Below are 14,747 nucleotides of genomic sequence, written 5' to 3' on the forward strand. Positions count from 1 at the left end.
AGATCAAAAGGGTTTGATGATCACCAGAATCACGATGATCGCCGCAGTCACACCGGGGACCTCGTTGACCAGCCGCAAAGCCTTGTCAGTCATCGTCCGCTCGCCTCTGGCCAGCTTTTTCACATATCCGATCATCCAGCCGTGATAGCCGGTCAGCAACAGCACGACGAGCAATTTGGCGTGAAACCAGCCCTGGCTGAACGCGCCGATATTATAGGCGAGCGCCAATCCGACAACCCAGACAATGATCAAAGACGGGTTGAGAATGATCTTGCGCAGCTTACCCTCGCGCTCGATCCACTTGCCATCCTCGTCGGAACCGACGGCGCATTCCTGATGATAGACGAAGAAACGCGGCATCATGAACAGGCCTGCCAACCAGAAGATGACAAATATGATATGGGCCGCTTTTAACCAGAGATAGAGCATGGACAAAATTTCATTCATTGCCTGACAAGTGTAAGCAGCTTTTCAACATGTTCAATGGGCGTGTCCGGTAAAATCCCGTGGCCCAGATTGAAAATATGCGGTCTATCTTCAAATACCTGCAAAATATGCCGCGTCGCGGATATCAGCGCATCGCCACCGGCAATAAGGGCCAGTGGATCGAGATTGCCTTGTAAAGGCAGATCTTTCGGCAGATTCTCGTGCGCCCAGACCGGATCAACCGTTTCATCCAGGCCAATGGCGCTGGCGCCGGTTTCGCGGGCATAAGCGACCAGTTTGGCGCCTGCCCCTTTGGGAAAACCGATGATCGGCAAATCGGGATGGACCGCCTTTAACCGCGCGATGATTTCGGCATTGGGCGCAATCACCCATTTTTCAAATTGCGCGGGCGACAGGGATCCCGCCCAGCTGTCGAAAAGCTGCACCGCATCCACACCAGCCTCGATCTGGCCGAGCAGATAGGTAACGGTATTTTCCACAATGGCGGCAATCAGCTCGCCGAAAGCGGCTTCATCACGATAGGCAAAGCGACGGGTCGCAGCCTGGTCCTTGCTGCCCTGCCCGTTGACCATATAAGTTGCGATCGTCCACGGGCTTCCTGCGAAGCCCATGAAGGTCGTTTTCTTGTCGAGCCGTGCAGCGACGGTACGAACGGTTGCGTATATAGCCTCAAAATGCTCGGGAGCACCCTCCAGAGAGCCCAAAGCCGCATCCAGCAACCTTGGTGCCAGCCGGGGTCCTTCGCCTGCCTCAAACCAGAGCTTCTGGCCCATCGCATGCGGCACGATCAAAATGTCGGAAAACAGGATCGCACCGTCAAAACCGAAACGCTTGATCGGTTGCAACGTGACCTCTGCCGCAGATTCTGCATCATAGCATAGTTCGAGGAATCCGCCTTTTTTGGCGCGCAACTCCCGATATTCCGGCAAATAGCGACCTGCTTGACGCATCAGCCAGACCGGCGTTTGATCGGTCTTCTTGCCGAGCAATGTCTGCAGCAAAATTTTCTGTGAATCATTTCCATTCGGCATAGAAAGACGGTCACCCTTATTATTATCTATATAGATTATTATAAATTGTTGTTGATGATAGAGCGTGGAAAAGGCGGTAACCTGCCAGCGCCGCAATTACAAACAGATTGACAGGCAGCAGTAAACGAAGATTTAACCGATTCCCAAAATTGATCCCCGTTATCCACAGACTGTTGATGGAATCGATCAATGTTGGCGGGCTGTGGATGAATTTGCGGGAGTCGGGGAAGAATATAACCGGACCGGTTATCCACAACTTCATCCCTTGCTTTATCACCCGTGAAATCACAAAGCTTAGGGCATGAACCGACTTCACCTCCATCTGCTCTCGGATTCAACCGGGGAGACCCTGGAAAATATCGCGAAAGCGGCGCTTGCGCAGTTTGACGGTGTCGAGATTATCAAGCATTTCTGGCCTATGGTCCGGTCCGAGAAGCATCTCAACCGAATCCTGAGCGAAGTGGCGGACAATCCCGGCCTGGTCATATTCACCATCGTCAACCGCGATATCAGAGCGAAACTGGAACGCGAATGCCGGCATCTGGGCCTGCCATCGGTTCCGGCGCTTGATACGGTGACCGATGCCCTGTCCAATATGCTGGGTCAGGAAGCCAAGGCCAGGCCGGGCCGTCAGCATATCCTGGACGCGGCTTATTTCGCCCGGGTCGAGGCGATCCAGTTCACCATTGCCCATGATGACGGGATCGGATGGGAAAATTGGGAAGAGGCCGATATCGTCCTCGCTGGCGTGTCGCGAACCTCGAAAACACCAACATCCATCTATCTCGCCAATCGCGGTTACAAAACCGCGAATATCCCGATCGTGCCGGAATCACCGCCGCCAGATTCGCTCTATCATCTGAAAAATCCTCTGGTGGTCGGCCTGATCACGGGGGCTTCGCGGCTGGTGCAGGTCAGGCGTAACCGTTTGTTGTCGCTGAATCAGGCTCCGGAAACGGACTATGTCAATGAAGACAAGGTCAAGGCCGAGACCCAATATGCCCGCCGGATGTTCGCTGACAATGGCTGGCCGATGATCGACGTGACACGGCGTTCCATCGAGGAATCGGCGGCGGCAATCATCAATCTCTATAACGAGCGCCACGTCGGCGCAGCCGACATCGAGCAGGACAGCGGTGATGCGTGAAGCACAATTGGTACTGGCGTCCAAAAGCAAGGCGCGGTTCGCCATGCTGACCGCCGCCGGTGTTGCCGTCGAGGCGATTGCGCCCAACGTCGATGAAGATGCCCTGAAAGACGGGTTGAAGAGCGAGGGTGTGACGGCCCGCAATCTCGCCGATGCGCTGGCCGAGGCCAAGGCGGTCCGACTATCCGGGCGGATCGGCGCCGGAATGGTGCTGGGCGCCGATCAGGTGCTGGCGCTCGAAGACGGCACGATGCTCGACAAACCGGCCGACCCTGCCGATGCAGTTGCGCAATTGAAATTGCTGTCGGGCAAGAAGCACAAGCTGTTCAGCGCCGCGGTCATTGCCGAGCAGGGCGTTCCCGTGTGGCGGCATATCGATATCGCGACGCTTTCGGTGCGGGTGCTGAGCGATCATTTCATCGAACAATATGTCGAAGCCGAATGGGACAATATCCGCTATTGTGTCGGCTGTTACGAAATCGAGGGGAGAGGGGCCCAGCTGTTCTCGGCCATCAACGGAAGCCAATTCACGATCATGGGTCTGCCGCTCCTGCATTTGCTGGACTATCTCCGCATTCGAGGTATTTTACCGTCATGAATATAGATATCCCCTACGCCGATGTCATTGGTGACCCGATTGCACAAAGCAAGTCGCCGCTGATTCATAAATTCTGGCTCGAACGGCTGGAGATCAAGGCGGATTACCGCGCTTGCCATGTCACGCCCGACGAACTGCCCGACTATATCGAGCGGCGTCGCGCCGATCCGGCCTGGCGCGGTTGCAATGTTACACTTCCCCATAAAATCGCCATGCTCGATCTCGTCGCTGATCCCGGGGGCGTCCGCGAGAAGATCGGTGCGATGAACACGATTGTCCGGCAGGCCGATGGCAGTCTAATGGGTACAAACACCGATGCTGCGGGATTTTTCGCTCCTATTGCCGATACCGACTGGTCGGGAAAACACGCTGTTGTCATCGGCGCAGGGGGCGCAGCGCGGGCTGTATTATTCGCTCTGAAACAGGCCGGCATTGGTGAAATCACCATCGTCGCGCGCAACGGACTGAAAGCAACCGGCTTGCTCATGCAGGCGTCGGCCAAGGGCAGCGTCCTGCCCATGGACGCACAATTGCCCGCGGCAGATCTGCTGATCAACGCGAGCCCGCTCGGGATGACGGGCAAGCCGCCGCTCGAGCTGGATCTCGATCCCTTGCCGACCGATGGGCTGGTCTATGATCTTGTCTATGCACCGCTGAAGACCGGACTTCTGCGCGCAGCCAAAAAGCGCGATTTGGCGGTGGTCGACGGACTCGACATGCTGATCGGCCAGGCTGCACTGGCCTTCGAGCTGTTTTTCGGCGCAACGCCACCGATGGAAGATGATGATCAACTCAGAAAATTGCTGATCGCCTGATGGAGCGGGACAGACCTTTCATCGTCGGACTGACGGGTTCCATCGGCATGGGAAAATCCACGGTCGGACAAATGTTTGTCGAAGAAGGCGTTCCTTTGTTCGATGCCGATGCCGCTGTGCACGAGCTGCAAGGCCCGGACGGCGCACTGGTGGAGGCGATCGAAGCGCTGTTTCCCGGCAGCACGAGCAGCGATGGTGTAGACCGGCAGAAACTGGGAGCCATGGTGCTCGGTGATGCCGCTGCCCTGCAACAGCTTGAAAGGCTGATTCATCCGGCGGTTGGTGAAATGCGGCTCGCCTTTCTCGAAAAACACCGGGGCCGGCCCCTGATCCTGTTCGATATTCCGCTGCTGTTTGAAAAATCGGGCGCCAAGGGCGTTGATCATATCGTGGTGGTCTCGGCCGGTGAAGACGACCAGCGCAATCGCGTTCTCGCCCGTCCCGGCATGACAACAGAGCGGTTCGAGCAGATTAAAGCGCTGCAACTGCCGGACGCGGAAAAACGGCAAAAGGCCGATTCCGTCATCGATACATCGCTGCCGCACGCAGAAACACGTCAGCAGGTACGTAAACTTGTTCAAAAACTGAAAGCTGCTCTTGCGTAACCCAATGATCGGTCCGATATTGAGCTTATGCGAGAGATAATTTTCGACACCGAAACTACTGGCTTTGATCCTCAAAATGGTGACCGGATGGTAGAAATCGGTTGTATCGAAATGATCAACCGGGTCGAAACCGGCCAGAGCTTTCACTGCTATTACAATCCAGAACGACCGATGCCAAAAGCCGCCGAGAATGTGCACGGCCTCTCGGACGTGTTCCTGTCGGACAAAAAACTGTTCTCGTCCGGTGCCGAAGAGCTGCTGGCCTTTCTGGAGGACTCGAAGCTCGTTGCTCACAATGCCCAGTTTGATTTCAAATTTCTCAATGCCGAGCTGGTTTTGTGCGGCTACAAGCCGATTTCCCAATTCCGTATGATTGACACATTGGCGATCGCCAAATCCAAGCATCCCGGTGCCAAATTGTCGCTTGATGCCTTATGCTCGCGCTACGGTATCGATCGCAGCCATCGGGTGAAACATGGTGCGCTGCTGGATGCGGAATTGCTGACCCAGCTTTATATCGAGTTGACGGGCGGCCGGCAGATCGGTCTTGGCCTGGCAGATGATATAAAGAAGCGTGAATCTGTTCAGAATATGCGACCCACATCACAGCGGACAGAGCGTAAACAATTCATGGCTCCGCGCGAGCATCATGCCAACGACGATGAGCTCGCAAGGCACAAGATTTTTGTCGAGGGCATAAAAGACCCTCTTTGGACCGAGGTTTAACTGTACCGCCGTTTGCGTAACGGCACAGATTTAAAAGGAGAGTGATTATGGAAGTTCGTGTTTCAGGACATCAGGTCGATACCGGCGATGCGTTGCAAACCCATGCCGAGGATCGGATGAACGCGATTGCCAGCAAATATTTTGCCAAGGCTATTTCAGCGAACGTCACCGTGAGCAAAGCACCCCACGCCCATTTCAAATGCGATATCGTGACTCATGTGATGCAGGGTCTGACCTTGAAGTCCGATGCCGAAGCGGGCGATGCCCACCAGGCGTTCGAGAAAGCTGCCGACAAGATTGAAAAGCAGCTGCGCCGCTATATGCGACGGCTCAATGATCACCATGTTCAGGCGCAATATGCTGCAAAGCAGGAAGAAGCGGCCTATCGGGTTTTTGACTCGGTTGAAGACGAGGAAGAAAGCGAAGTGAATGGTGACTCTCCACCAATCATCGCCGAAACCAGCACCGATATCCCGGAAGCGAGCGTCTCCAACGCCGTGATGATGATGGATTTGCGCAATACCAGCGCACTTTTGTTCAAAAACTCTGGCACTGGTATCCATAATATGGTTTATCGCCGCTCCGATGGCACAATCGGTTGGGTGGAACCAAATAGCTGATAGAGTCGTATCGCTTTAGGCGAGCGGATAACCGGTATTCATAACGGCCGGTTTAACGCGCGCTAACGTCCAGATTTTGCTATGGCTGTCGAATTGGCTGAGTTTTACCGGGACAAAAGGAAAGATTCATGACTGATTTGTCCGTTAGACTGGAACTCGCTGCCGTGCGGGATTGTCAGGACGTTGGCGATAAGAGCGATATCCTGCGCACAATCGGCCGTATCGGGCAGGAATGCTATCGTCTTGATGGTGATGCCATCCGGACCGGTCTGGAGGCTCGTGAGGCCTTGGGATCAACCGGTTTCGGGCGATCGGTCGCCATACCGCATACGAAACTGACCAGCCTCGACCATTGTGTCGGCATTTTTCTGCGCCTTGCCGAACCAGCGCCGTTCAACGCGCATGACGGCAAGCCGGTCGATCTGATATTTGCGCTGCTGTCCCCGGAAAAAAGCGGCGTCGAGCATTTGAAGGCGCTGGCCGCCGTATCCCGCTTCTTGCGGGATGATCATATGGTGGCGAAGCTTCGCGGTGCATCGGGGCAGGATGCGCTTTATGCGCTGTTGAACAAGCAGCGTGAACAGCGGGCCGCCTGATTTTTGACTATGACCGATAAACCAGCAGATGATCCGGAAAACGGCGGCGGCGCGCAGGGACATTTCCGGGCCCTGGAACGGCTTTATGCCGAAGCTCCGATAAACCGGCTGTTCAATTCCCGTCTGGAAATCGCCGAAGCTGGCGTGGCGCGCATCTTTTTTACCGTGGATGAGCGCTATTATCACGCCGCCGGTGCAGTGCACGGCACAGCCTATTTCAAAATGCTCGACGATGCCGCTTTTTACGCTGCCAATAGCCTGGTGTCCGACCGTTTCATCCTGACGACTGCCTTCAATCTGCTCTTCACCAAGCCGCTCAAGTCCGGTCCGGTCATTGCGGAAGGCCGGTGGGTTAGTGGTAAACGGCGGGTATTCGTCGCGGATTCGCGGCTGATCGATAGCGAAGGCGAGGAAATAGCGCGCGGTACCGGAACCTTCATGCGCTCGCACATCCCTCTGGCGTCCTTGCCTGGATATAAAAAACATGATTGAACCGCGGCTTTCCGCGGAAATGAAGGTACAGACGCTTCTCAGACTGGTGAACCAGAATGGCGGTTTCGGTGCAGTCCTGAAAAAGGGCGACCGGATATCCGGAGCCATACTCATTCAATGCGTAGAAAAGGGCGAGAACCCTAGGCTGCTGGAGAATATGCCATCGCTGGATGGTGAGCCCAATTGGCAGCAAATATGGCCGCAAGGTACTGATAACAATAAAGAATTGTCGGAATATATTGCCCAAAGATTCCGGTTTGACTCCGATATGTGGTTAATTGAACTGGACATCCCGGATGCGGAACGGCTCATCGCCCTAATGGGTCAGTAAACTTGACTTTATTCGTCAAAACCATATTTGGCGCTCAACTTTGATGCGCAGGTTGCTGCTCGTTTGTCGAAATGACAGGCAGTAAACACGCAGACGGGGGGAACAGAAATAGGTCTCCGCTTTGATTTTTTGGATCTATTTTTTGCAGTTTTGACGAGTTTGTCATGATCTGCTCTGGTCTCACCGCATAAAAATACGGGTTAATGAGCAAAATTTTTCGTGCAACAAGCGCCTTGTCGCTTGCCATTACTACAATTGCGGCATTGTCCGTCACCGATGTGTCTTTCGCTCTGGAAGCAAGCGACGAGACACCGGAATCAGAAATTTTCGTCGATCCGGCCCTGCTGGAAGCTGATGAAGCGAATCAAGCCATTATTTTTGCCGATCAACAGGAAGTGGTCGCCGAGATTCCCGAGGATGTCGTGGAATCAGACAAGATTGCCAATGGCGAAGCCGAACGCGATTTTGATGACAGCGGCGAGTTCATCAACGACGGTGCCTTATCCCTGCGGCAGCTGGTGCGCCAGCAATCGGTAGAAGGCTCTCTTGATGAAGAGATGCACTGTCTGGCCGGAACCGTCTATTTTGAATCCAAGAGCGAATCCCTGCAGGGCCAGCTTGCTGTCGCCCGGGTCGTCCTGGCGCGCGTCGAATCGTCGCGCTTTCCGGACAGCATCTGCGGTGTCGTTTATCAGCGCCGGCAGTTTTCTTTCATTCGCGGCGGCAAAATGCCTTCAATCCGGACCGGACATCGTCAATGGCGCAATGCTGTGGCAATCGCCCAAATAGCGATGAACGATGGCTGGGAAAGCTCGGTTGAAGGCGCGCTATTCTTTCATGCACGCTATGTCTCGCCGGGCTGGCGCCTCAAGCGGCTGGCTACGATAGATAATCATATTTTCTATCAATAGACGTCCGGGCAAAACCGAACTTATGAAGGCTCCCGCATGGGGGCCTTTATTTTGTTCTTTTTATGTTCTAGTCAATTGCGATGACAACAATCGATGATTCTTCCGGCGTGTTGACGACCACCGATCAGCTGACCGGCGCACAGGCCGTTGCCCGCGGCGTCGCCCGGATGTTCATGCGGCACGATATCATGGTGCTGCCCGAAGTCAGTTTGCGGAACAGACGCCGGGCGGATCTGATGGGGATTGATGCCAAGGGACAGATTGTCATCGTCGAGATCAAGGTCGCACGCAGCGATTTGCTGGGCGACGCCAAATGGACCGAATATTTGGATTATTGTGATCGTTTCTACTGGGCCTTACCGGCAGGATTTGATGCATCTCCGGTCGATGGACCGGATTTCCTGCCCGATCGCACCGGTTTGATCATCGCCGACGCCTATGATGCGGAAATGGTGCGGTCGGCTGCGACCACCGCGCTTGCTCCGGCGCGGCGCAAGACCGAGACGATGCGACTGGCCCGCCGCGCCATGCAGCGTACGGCGATCTCAGATGGTTGGATCAGTCCGGCCTGGCGACTGCACGAACCGGACGGTTAACGAGTGAAGGCTAACCTTCCGGTCCAAAGAACCGGCCTTCAGGTTCCGGCTTTTTTTCGCCATCCGCTTTTTCAATCTCTGCCAATATCGATGCGGCACGGCGATCCAGTGTGGCATAATCGCGGGCTGATTTGCCAGCGAGAGAGTCGGTGCGGTCCGGGTCGGCACCGTTGGCAAGAAGCAGACGGACCAATTCGCTATCACGGAGCTGGACCGCACGAATAAGGGCCGTTTCACCTTGTTTATTCGTCTCGTCCACCTTTGCCTTCTTGGCCAGAAGGGTTCTCACACCATCGACGAAGCGAAGCTGGGTGGCGAGCATGAGCGGCGTCACCCCTTCTTTGTCGGCGATATTGGGATTGGCACCTTTTTGCAGCAGGAAACCCACCCAGATATTGTCGCGACGCGCCACAACGATATGCAGGGCCGTCTCTCCGGTCGCGCGGTCGCGCGTATTGACGATCACCGATCCCGGTTGGCTGAGGAATTTTGTCGCCTCCTCGCCATCCCTGTCCTTGACCGCTTTCAGAAAATTATAGCTTTCCGAAAACTGGGCGGCAGCAGGAGCGGAAATCGAAAAAGCGGCAACAGCGAGCCATGCAAGCTGCAGGAATTTGACGAACTTCCCGGACGAGCGAGTGACCGTAGGTTTTTTCTTGAACATTTTTAGCCCCGTTTTATTGACCGGTGACTATTCGCACCGATCCACTGCAATTGCTGTCGATCAATTATCTGTTGAAATTGATCAACTAGCAGACCATGTCTGGCCCCGTAATGAACAATATCAATAATGTCGTAAAAATGATCCTTGCCACAGGATTACTGACACTTCTGGCTGCCTGCAACCCTGCGTCTGACGGAGGCGCGTCGGCTGGCGCGGAGCCGCCGCTTGCGGGCGCGAATATCGGCGGCACATTTACGCTGACCAACCAGGATGGCGGCAAAACCTCGGAAGACGAGTTCAAGGGACAATATCGAATCATCTACTTCGGCTATACCTATTGCCCGGATGTCTGCCCGGTCGATCTTGCCAATATCATGCTGGGGTTGAAGCAGGCGGAAAAAGACGATCCGGCGCTGGCCGAGAAAATCCAGCCGATTTTCATATCGGTCGATCCCGGGCGCGATACGCCGGCTGTGTTGAAACAATATGTGTCCGCTTTTCACCCGCGGCTTATCGGCCTCACCGGAAGCGCCGAGGAAATTGCGGCTGTCGCGAAAAAATATCTGATCATTTATGATATCCGGAAAGACGAATCCTCGAGTGAATATCTCGTCGATCACAGCCGACAGGCCTATTTGTTCGGCCCGAACGGAGAGCCGCTGGCGTTGTTGCCATTTGACGGCACGCCGCAGCAGGTCGCGGACGAAATAGCCCGATGGGTGCGCTAGGCGCCGATCAGCCGTTCTGGGAAGAGCCGCTTGAATCGCTGGATCGTGGCCAGTGGGAAGCCTTGTGCGACGGCTGCGGCAAATGCTGTCTGCTGAAAGCCGAGGATGAGGATGACGGCCAGATATATATGACCAATATTGCCTGCAAATTGCTCGATCTCCAGAGCGCGCAGTGCAGCGACTATCGGCATCGCAAATTCCACGTCCCCGATTGTGTTCGGCTGACCCGCAACAAGCTGGAAGAATTTGAATGGCTGCCCGACAGTTGCGCCTATAAGATGCGTGCCCGGAGCCTGCCATTGCCGGAATGGCATTATCTGGTCTCTGGAGACCGTGAATCGATCCATGCGGCTGGACAGTCAATCCGGGGAAAGGTCATCCCGGAGAGCAAGGCCGGGCCGCTCGAACAGCATATTCTCGATGAGCCTCTTTAGTTCATCGCGTTCCGAAGCGCTCGCCATCAGCCTCGACGGGGTGAGCTATCCCCTCCAGTTGCGGCGATCCAAACAGGCCCGTTCGATCATTGTCTCGGCGGATACGGTCAAACGCGTCGTCCGCCTGACATTGCCCACTTACGCATCTGAAAACCAGGCGCTGCGCTTTGCCCAGTCAAAGTCCGACTGGCTCAATGCCCGCTTTGCCGAAGCCGTTCCCCCGGTTCCGGTAGAGGATGGCAGCCAGATCGCGTTTCGGGGCGAGCCTTATGTCATCAGATGGTCACCGGAATTTGCCCGGGCTCCACTGATAGTGGAAGGCGAAATTCGGTTGGGCGGACCGGCTGAACATGTCGAGACCCGTATCCTCCGCTGGCTCAAGGCCGAAGCGCGGACGATTTTTGCCGAAGATCTTGAATTTTACTGCACCCGATCCGGGACCGATTTACCACGCCTGGCAGTCGGCGATGCGCGCCGCCGCTGGGGCAGCTGTTCCGGTCGGAAGTCGATCAGATTGAGCTGGCGGCTGGTCATGGCGCCGCCGCATGTCCGCCGCTCGGTGGTGGCGCATGAAGTGGCCCATCTCACGCATATGGACCATAGTCGGCGATTCTACGCCCTGCTCGACCAGATATATGAATCGGACCGCCTTGTGGCCGATCGCTGGCTCAAGGAACATGGCCGTGGCCTGCATATGGTGGGAGCGGAGCGGCAATCCCCGCCTGCTGGCTGAACCGGCCTGTTATTGCGGTTCGAGACGGGCGGCTTCGGGCAGCAGCGACTCCGGCTGGTTTTGCGGAGGCTGCGGTTTCGGTTTCTTCACCGGTGCTGGTTCCGGTTTGCGGGGAGCGGGATCCTCGCCGCGACCCAGTACCGAATCGATCCAGTCCTGATCCAGACGCGGACTATCTGAGGCTTCTCCGCCTTCCAGATCATATTCGATCCCCCGACCGGTTTCGATCGGCATGCCGTTCTCGTCCACGTAAATGCCGTCTTCCGGTTCTCCGAACAGCTCGTCTTCATCCGGTTCCAGTTGCCATTCCGGCAGGACCAGTTCGGTATCGAATTTCTCGACCTTGCGATTGGCTACGGCCATTTTCATGAACTGCGCGAAGACGCTGGCCGGAGCCCGGCCGCCCTGCAATCCGCTAACCGGTTTGGCATCATCACGGCCCATCCAGACGCCGGTGGTCAACCCGCTGGAAAAGCCGAGAAACCAGCCATCCTTGTTGCTGCTCGTTGTACCGGTCTTGCCGGCAACCGGCCTGCCGATCTGCGCTGCCCGCCCGGTGCCGGTGGCGACGGCGGTCTGCATCAGATCGGTGATGCCGGCTGCGACCCAGGGGTCGACCAGCACGCGGCTGCCGTCAAATTTGCTCTGGTACAGAATATTGCCCTTCATCGTTTGCACCTTGGTAATCCCGAACGGTGTGATCGCGATGCCTTTGGCGCTGATCGACGCAAAGGCGCGCGTCATGTCGAGCAGTCGCACATCGGAGGTACCCAGCACCATCGACGGATTGGTGTTGATCGGGGTGGTGATGCCGAAACGGCGCGCCATATTGGCGATGGACGACGTGCCGATATCATTGCCGATCGCCGCCGCGACGGTATTTTTGGAAAAGGCAAAAGCGGTGCGGACATCAATGTCACCGGCATAGCGGTCTCCGCTGTTGCGAGGCGTCCAGTTGCCGATGGTGATCGGTTCGTCGGTCACGGTATCATTGGGTGTGTAACCTGCTTCCAGTGCCGCCATATAGACGAACACTTTCCAGGCTGAACCCGGCTGACGGACGGCCTGGGTTGCGCGATTATAGTTGGAGGTCACATAGTCCGTCCCGCCGACCATCGCGCGCACCGCGCCATCGCGGTCGATCGCTACCAAGGCCCCTTGAGCGCCCGCTGGCACGCCGGACTGGATTGCAGCAGTGGCGACGCGCTGCATATCGAGATCAAGCGTTGTCCAGACTTCAATCGGCTCCACGCTCTCGTCGATCAACAAGTCCAGTTGCGGCAGCGCCCAGTCGGTAAAATAGCGCACGCTATTCTGCCGTGGTTCGGGCGCCAGCTTCACCGATGCCGGATTGGTTTTCGCCGCTTCGGCTGCGGTTATCGCACCGGCGTCCTGCATTACCTCCAGCACCACGGTTGCCCGTCCGATTGCCGCTGTGGCATCGGCTGTGGGCGAGTAGCGGGAGGGAGCCTTGACCAGACCGGCGATGATCGCGGCCTCGGCCAGGTTAAGCTCTCTGGCGCTGTGCGCGAAGAAACGGCGCGATGCGGCATCGATGCCATAGGCGCCGCCGCCGTAATAAACCTTGTTCAGATAAAGCTCGAGGATTTGCTCTTTGGAAAATTTCCGTTCCATCGCCAGCGCGAGCAAAATTTCACGGCCTTTCCGGCCAAAGGTCCGGTTATTGTTCAGAAACACGTTGCGGGCCAGCTGCTGGGTGATGGTTGACCCGCCCTGGGCCCAATGGCCGCGCTGCATCCTTACCTGAAGCGAACGGGCGATGCCGATCGGATCAACGCCCGGATGGCTTTCGTAGCGCCGGTCTTCGACGGCGACCATCGCCGATTTCATGACTTCCGGGATGTCCGCATATTTCAGCCACTCGCCGTAGCTCGGGCCCATCGAAAACAGCTCTTTGCCGTTTACATCTAGTACGCGGATCATCTGGCCGTTGGGGGAGGATTTCAGATCCTCGAAGCCGGGGAGTGACGAACGGACGACCAGGACCGCAACCACCAGGGAAATCGCAGCCAGCAATCCGACGACCAGACCGATCTTGGTCAGCCGCCACAGCCACTTGCGCACTGGGCCCTGATTATTGCTGCGTTTTTTGGCCCGCGCCATATTGATCCACCCACTAAATACTGACTAGAGATTTTCTAGCGTTCTGGTGCCTTACTGCAGGCTGAACAGGGAAGCACAGAAAAAAGTCAGTCGTCCTTGGGTTCGAAAGCCATCGCCGCGCTATTCATGCAATAGCGGAGTCCGGTGTCGGTCGGTCCATCGGGAAAGACGTGACCCAGATGGCCGTCGCAGGTGGAGCAGCGTATCTCGACCCGGCGCATGCCAAGGCTATTGTCCTCGATCTCGGTGACCGCTTCAGAATCGGCAGGCGCGGAGAAGCTTGGCCAGCCGCAACCGCTGTCAAACTTGCTTTCCGATTCAAACAATTTGCTGCCGCATCCGGCGCAGAAAAATTCACCGTCCCGATATTCGGTGTTTAACGCCCCGGTAAAGGGCCGTTCGGTGCCCGCTTCGCGCAACACATGATATTGTTCCGGAGACAGCTGCTGCCGCCATTGTTCGTCGCTCAATATTGTTTTTTCCATTTCTGTTAAATGGGCGTTTGATTGCAGCCGGTCAAGGGATCTGGCGAAGAGAGTCATCGTGGGCAAATATGATACTTAACCGGATATTAGGCATATTTCGGCAGTATATCGGATTATGAAGATGGTGGTTAAATCCTTGCTCATCGTGGCAATATTGGTTGCGTCCCTGGCGTTTCAGCCAGCGGAATTGCAGGCGCAATGCCGCCTCTGTGCTGCCAGTACCCAGTCCGACAGCCTTTCCAAAGCGGTTAGCGGCAAGCCGGAAATTCCGCTGCAGATTGAAATTACCGCCAATCTCGATTTCTCGCGCATGGCCTTGTTGAGCAGCAGCGGCGGTGTGGTCAGTATCGACCCGATGTCCGGAAACAAGCAAATACGTGGCAGCATTGCTAATCTCGGCGGCATGGCGCTGCACGGAGAAGGCCGTCTGACCGGCGAACCGGGCCGGAGCGTGCGAATTTACCTGCCGGAGCGGATTCAGCTGAGCGCGCCCAATGGTTCGACGGCTGAGCTGGAGCGGCTGGAAACCAATCTGCCGACGCTGGCGAGGCTTGATCCGTCGGGACGGCTGATCTTTGCCTTTGGCGGCCAATTGCGCATTCGGGGAGACGCCAGCGGCAGTTTTCGGGGTCGGATTGCGATTACCGCCGACTATGAGTGAATC

General features: G+C 56.2%; 20 protein-coding genes. 15 read left to right on the forward strand and 5 right to left on the reverse strand.

What is annotated here, in order from left to right:
- Nucleotides 1-3 precede the first annotated feature (3 nt).
- Both ACWFTY_RS01905 and hemE read right to left on the reverse strand, forming a co-directional pair.
- Entirely contained in the window at nucleotides 4-447 is a 444-nt protein-coding gene (locus ACWFTY_RS01905; protein ID WP_447525717.1) for a CopD family protein, read from the reverse strand.
- Nucleotides 444-1,478 carry a uroporphyrinogen decarboxylase gene (gene hemE, locus ACWFTY_RS01910; RefSeq protein WP_447525718.1) on the reverse strand — a complete coding sequence of 345 codons (1,035 nt, stop codon included), beginning with the start codon at nucleotides 1,476-1,478 and terminating at the stop codon, nucleotides 444-446. The genes ACWFTY_RS01905 and hemE overlap by 4 nt, the downstream gene beginning before the upstream one ends.
- Nucleotides 1,479-1,779: 301 nt before the next feature.
- Here hemE and ACWFTY_RS01915 point away from each other — a divergent pair, with 301 nt between their 5' ends.
- The 11 genes from ACWFTY_RS01915 to ACWFTY_RS01965 all read left to right on the forward strand — a co-directional run bounded on the left by ACWFTY_RS01915 (nucleotide 1,780) and on the right by ACWFTY_RS01965 (nucleotide 8,915).
- Entirely contained in the window at nucleotides 1,780-2,625 is an 846-nt protein-coding gene (locus ACWFTY_RS01915; RefSeq protein WP_447525719.1) for a pyruvate, water dikinase regulatory protein, read from the forward strand.
- On the forward strand, nucleotides 2,618-3,223 hold the full coding sequence (locus ACWFTY_RS01920) for a Maf family protein (RefSeq protein WP_447525720.1): 606 nt from the start codon (nucleotides 2,618-2,620) through the stop codon (nucleotides 3,221-3,223). The genes ACWFTY_RS01915 and ACWFTY_RS01920 overlap by 8 nt, the downstream gene beginning before the upstream one ends.
- Complete coding sequence (gene aroE / locus ACWFTY_RS01925; protein WP_447525721.1) at nucleotides 3,220-4,038, forward strand: shikimate dehydrogenase; 819 nt, start codon at nucleotides 3,220-3,222, stop codon at nucleotides 4,036-4,038. The genes ACWFTY_RS01920 and aroE overlap by 4 nt, the downstream gene beginning before the upstream one ends.
- Entirely contained in the window at nucleotides 4,038-4,643 is a 606-nt protein-coding gene (coaE, locus tag ACWFTY_RS01930) for a dephospho-CoA kinase (protein ID WP_447525722.1), read from the forward strand. Before aroE ends, coaE begins: the two co-directional genes overlap by 1 nt.
- Nucleotides 4,644-4,670: 27 nt before the next feature.
- Nucleotides 4,671-5,369 (forward strand): DNA polymerase III subunit epsilon, encoded by a 699-nt coding sequence (gene dnaQ, locus ACWFTY_RS01935; RefSeq protein WP_447525723.1) that lies wholly within the window; start codon nucleotides 4,671-4,673, stop codon nucleotides 5,367-5,369.
- A gap of 47 nt (nucleotides 5,370-5,416) precedes the next feature.
- Nucleotides 5,417-5,989, forward strand: a complete 573-nt coding sequence (hpf, locus tag ACWFTY_RS01940) for a ribosome hibernation-promoting factor, HPF/YfiA family (RefSeq protein WP_447525724.1) — start codon at nucleotides 5,417-5,419, stop codon at nucleotides 5,987-5,989.
- 128 nt (nucleotides 5,990-6,117) lie between these two features.
- On the forward strand, nucleotides 6,118-6,585 hold the full coding sequence (locus ACWFTY_RS01945; RefSeq protein ID WP_447525725.1) for a PTS sugar transporter subunit IIA: 468 nt from the start codon (nucleotides 6,118-6,120) through the stop codon (nucleotides 6,583-6,585).
- Between the two features lie 9 nt (nucleotides 6,586-6,594).
- The gene (locus ACWFTY_RS01950) at nucleotides 6,595-7,077 is read left to right on the forward strand and encodes a PaaI family thioesterase (protein WP_447525726.1); all 483 of its coding nucleotides are present in this window, start codon (nucleotides 6,595-6,597) and stop codon (nucleotides 7,075-7,077) included.
- Nucleotides 7,070-7,408, forward strand: a complete 339-nt coding sequence (locus ACWFTY_RS01955) for a DUF1491 family protein (protein ID WP_447525727.1) — start codon at nucleotides 7,070-7,072, stop codon at nucleotides 7,406-7,408. Before ACWFTY_RS01950 ends, ACWFTY_RS01955 begins: the two co-directional genes overlap by 8 nt.
- 203 nt (nucleotides 7,409-7,611) lie before the next feature.
- Entirely contained in the window at nucleotides 7,612-8,319 is a 708-nt protein-coding gene (locus tag ACWFTY_RS01960; protein ID WP_447525728.1) for a cell wall hydrolase, read from the forward strand.
- Nucleotides 8,320-8,399: 80 nt separating this feature from the next.
- Nucleotides 8,400-8,915 (forward strand): MmcB family DNA repair protein, encoded by a 516-nt coding sequence (locus tag ACWFTY_RS01965; protein WP_447525729.1) that lies wholly within the window; start codon nucleotides 8,400-8,402, stop codon nucleotides 8,913-8,915.
- 10 nt (nucleotides 8,916-8,925) lie between these two features.
- Here the strand turns inward: ACWFTY_RS01965 and ACWFTY_RS01970 are convergent, their stop codons facing one another.
- On the reverse strand, nucleotides 8,926-9,579 hold the full coding sequence (locus ACWFTY_RS01970) for an ankyrin repeat domain-containing protein (protein ID WP_447525730.1): 654 nt from the start codon (nucleotides 9,577-9,579) through the stop codon (nucleotides 8,926-8,928).
- A 95-nt stretch (nucleotides 9,580-9,674) separates the two neighbouring features.
- Between ACWFTY_RS01970 and ACWFTY_RS01975 the strand changes: the two genes are divergently transcribed.
- The 3 genes from ACWFTY_RS01975 to ACWFTY_RS01985 are packed head-to-tail and all read left to right on the forward strand — an operon-like array spanning nucleotide 9,675 to nucleotide 11,474.
- Nucleotides 9,675-10,307 carry an SCO family protein gene (locus ACWFTY_RS01975; protein WP_447525731.1) on the forward strand — a complete coding sequence of 211 codons (633 nt, stop codon included), beginning with the start codon at nucleotides 9,675-9,677 and terminating at the stop codon, nucleotides 10,305-10,307.
- A complete protein-coding gene (locus ACWFTY_RS01980) occupies nucleotides 10,295-10,741 on the forward strand; it encodes a YcgN family cysteine cluster protein (RefSeq protein WP_447525732.1) in 447 nt (148 codons plus the stop codon). The genes ACWFTY_RS01975 and ACWFTY_RS01980 overlap by 13 nt, the downstream gene beginning before the upstream one ends.
- Nucleotides 10,728-11,474 (forward strand): M48 family metallopeptidase, encoded by a 747-nt coding sequence (locus tag ACWFTY_RS01985; protein WP_447525733.1) that lies wholly within the window; start codon nucleotides 10,728-10,730, stop codon nucleotides 11,472-11,474. Before ACWFTY_RS01980 ends, ACWFTY_RS01985 begins: the two co-directional genes overlap by 14 nt.
- 9 nt (nucleotides 11,475-11,483) lie before the next feature.
- Here ACWFTY_RS01985 and ACWFTY_RS01990 read toward each other — a convergent pair whose 3' ends face one another.
- Both ACWFTY_RS01990 and msrB read right to left on the reverse strand, forming a co-directional pair.
- Nucleotides 11,484-13,598 (reverse strand): transglycosylase domain-containing protein, encoded by a 2,115-nt coding sequence (locus ACWFTY_RS01990; RefSeq protein WP_447525734.1) that lies wholly within the window; start codon nucleotides 13,596-13,598, stop codon nucleotides 11,484-11,486.
- A gap of 86 nt (nucleotides 13,599-13,684) precedes the next feature.
- Nucleotides 13,685-14,083, reverse strand: a complete 399-nt coding sequence (gene msrB, locus ACWFTY_RS01995) for a peptide-methionine (R)-S-oxide reductase MsrB (RefSeq protein WP_447525735.1) — start codon at nucleotides 14,081-14,083, stop codon at nucleotides 13,685-13,687.
- Nucleotides 14,084-14,198: 115 nt separating this feature from the next.
- On the opposite strand from msrB, the gene ACWFTY_RS02000 reads away from it, so the two are divergent.
- Nucleotides 14,199-14,744, forward strand: a complete 546-nt coding sequence (locus tag ACWFTY_RS02000; protein WP_447525736.1) for a DUF4402 domain-containing protein — start codon at nucleotides 14,199-14,201, stop codon at nucleotides 14,742-14,744.
- Nucleotides 14,745-14,747: the final 3 nt, after the last annotated feature.

Source organism: Parasphingorhabdus sp. NYA22 (assembly GCF_976973735.1).

Excerpts from the sequence above, each read along its gene's own strand:
- hpf (WP_447525724.1), top strand. The coding sequence starts at position 5,417 with ATGGAAGTTCGTGTTTCAGGACATCAGGTCGATACCGGCGATGCGTTG.
- ACWFTY_RS01970 (WP_447525730.1), bottom strand. The coding sequence starts at position 9,579 with ATGTTCAAGAAAAAACCTACGGTCACTCGCTCGTCCGGGAAGTTCGTC.
- hemE (WP_447525718.1), bottom strand. The coding sequence starts at position 1,478 with ATGCCGAATGGAAATGATTCACAGAAAATTTTGCTGCAGACATTGCTC.
- ACWFTY_RS01985 (WP_447525733.1), top strand. The coding sequence starts at position 10,728 with ATGAGCCTCTTTAGTTCATCGCGTTCCGAAGCGCTCGCCATCAGCCTC.
- ACWFTY_RS01920 (WP_447525720.1), top strand. The coding sequence starts at position 2,618 with ATGCGTGAAGCACAATTGGTACTGGCGTCCAAAAGCAAGGCGCGGTTC.
- ACWFTY_RS01905 (WP_447525717.1), bottom strand. The coding sequence starts at position 447 with ATGAATGAAATTTTGTCCATGCTCTATCTCTGGTTAAAAGCGGCCCAT.
- ACWFTY_RS01945 (WP_447525725.1), top strand. The coding sequence starts at position 6,118 with ATGACTGATTTGTCCGTTAGACTGGAACTCGCTGCCGTGCGGGATTGT.
- ACWFTY_RS01980 (WP_447525732.1), top strand. The coding sequence starts at position 10,295 with ATGGGTGCGCTAGGCGCCGATCAGCCGTTCTGGGAAGAGCCGCTTGAA.
- ACWFTY_RS01950 (WP_447525726.1), top strand. The coding sequence starts at position 6,595 with ATGACCGATAAACCAGCAGATGATCCGGAAAACGGCGGCGGCGCGCAG.
- coaE (WP_447525722.1), top strand. The coding sequence starts at position 4,038 with ATGGAGCGGGACAGACCTTTCATCGTCGGACTGACGGGTTCCATCGGC.
- ACWFTY_RS01990 (WP_447525734.1), bottom strand. The coding sequence starts at position 13,598 with ATGGCGCGGGCCAAAAAACGCAGCAATAATCAGGGCCCAGTGCGCAAG.
- ACWFTY_RS01955 (WP_447525727.1), top strand. The coding sequence starts at position 7,070 with ATGATTGAACCGCGGCTTTCCGCGGAAATGAAGGTACAGACGCTTCTC.
- ACWFTY_RS02000 (WP_447525736.1), top strand. The coding sequence starts at position 14,199 with ATGAAGATGGTGGTTAAATCCTTGCTCATCGTGGCAATATTGGTTGCG.
- dnaQ (WP_447525723.1), top strand. The coding sequence starts at position 4,671 with ATGCGAGAGATAATTTTCGACACCGAAACTACTGGCTTTGATCCTCAA.
- ACWFTY_RS01975 (WP_447525731.1), top strand. The coding sequence starts at position 9,675 with ATGTCTGGCCCCGTAATGAACAATATCAATAATGTCGTAAAAATGATC.
- ACWFTY_RS01915 (WP_447525719.1), top strand. The coding sequence starts at position 1,780 with ATGAACCGACTTCACCTCCATCTGCTCTCGGATTCAACCGGGGAGACC.
- ACWFTY_RS01960 (WP_447525728.1), top strand. The coding sequence starts at position 7,612 with ATGAGCAAAATTTTTCGTGCAACAAGCGCCTTGTCGCTTGCCATTACT.
- ACWFTY_RS01965 (WP_447525729.1), top strand. The coding sequence starts at position 8,400 with ATGACAACAATCGATGATTCTTCCGGCGTGTTGACGACCACCGATCAG.
- msrB (WP_447525735.1), bottom strand. The coding sequence starts at position 14,083 with ATGGAAAAAACAATATTGAGCGACGAACAATGGCGGCAGCAGCTGTCT.
- aroE (WP_447525721.1), top strand. The coding sequence starts at position 3,220 with ATGAATATAGATATCCCCTACGCCGATGTCATTGGTGACCCGATTGCA.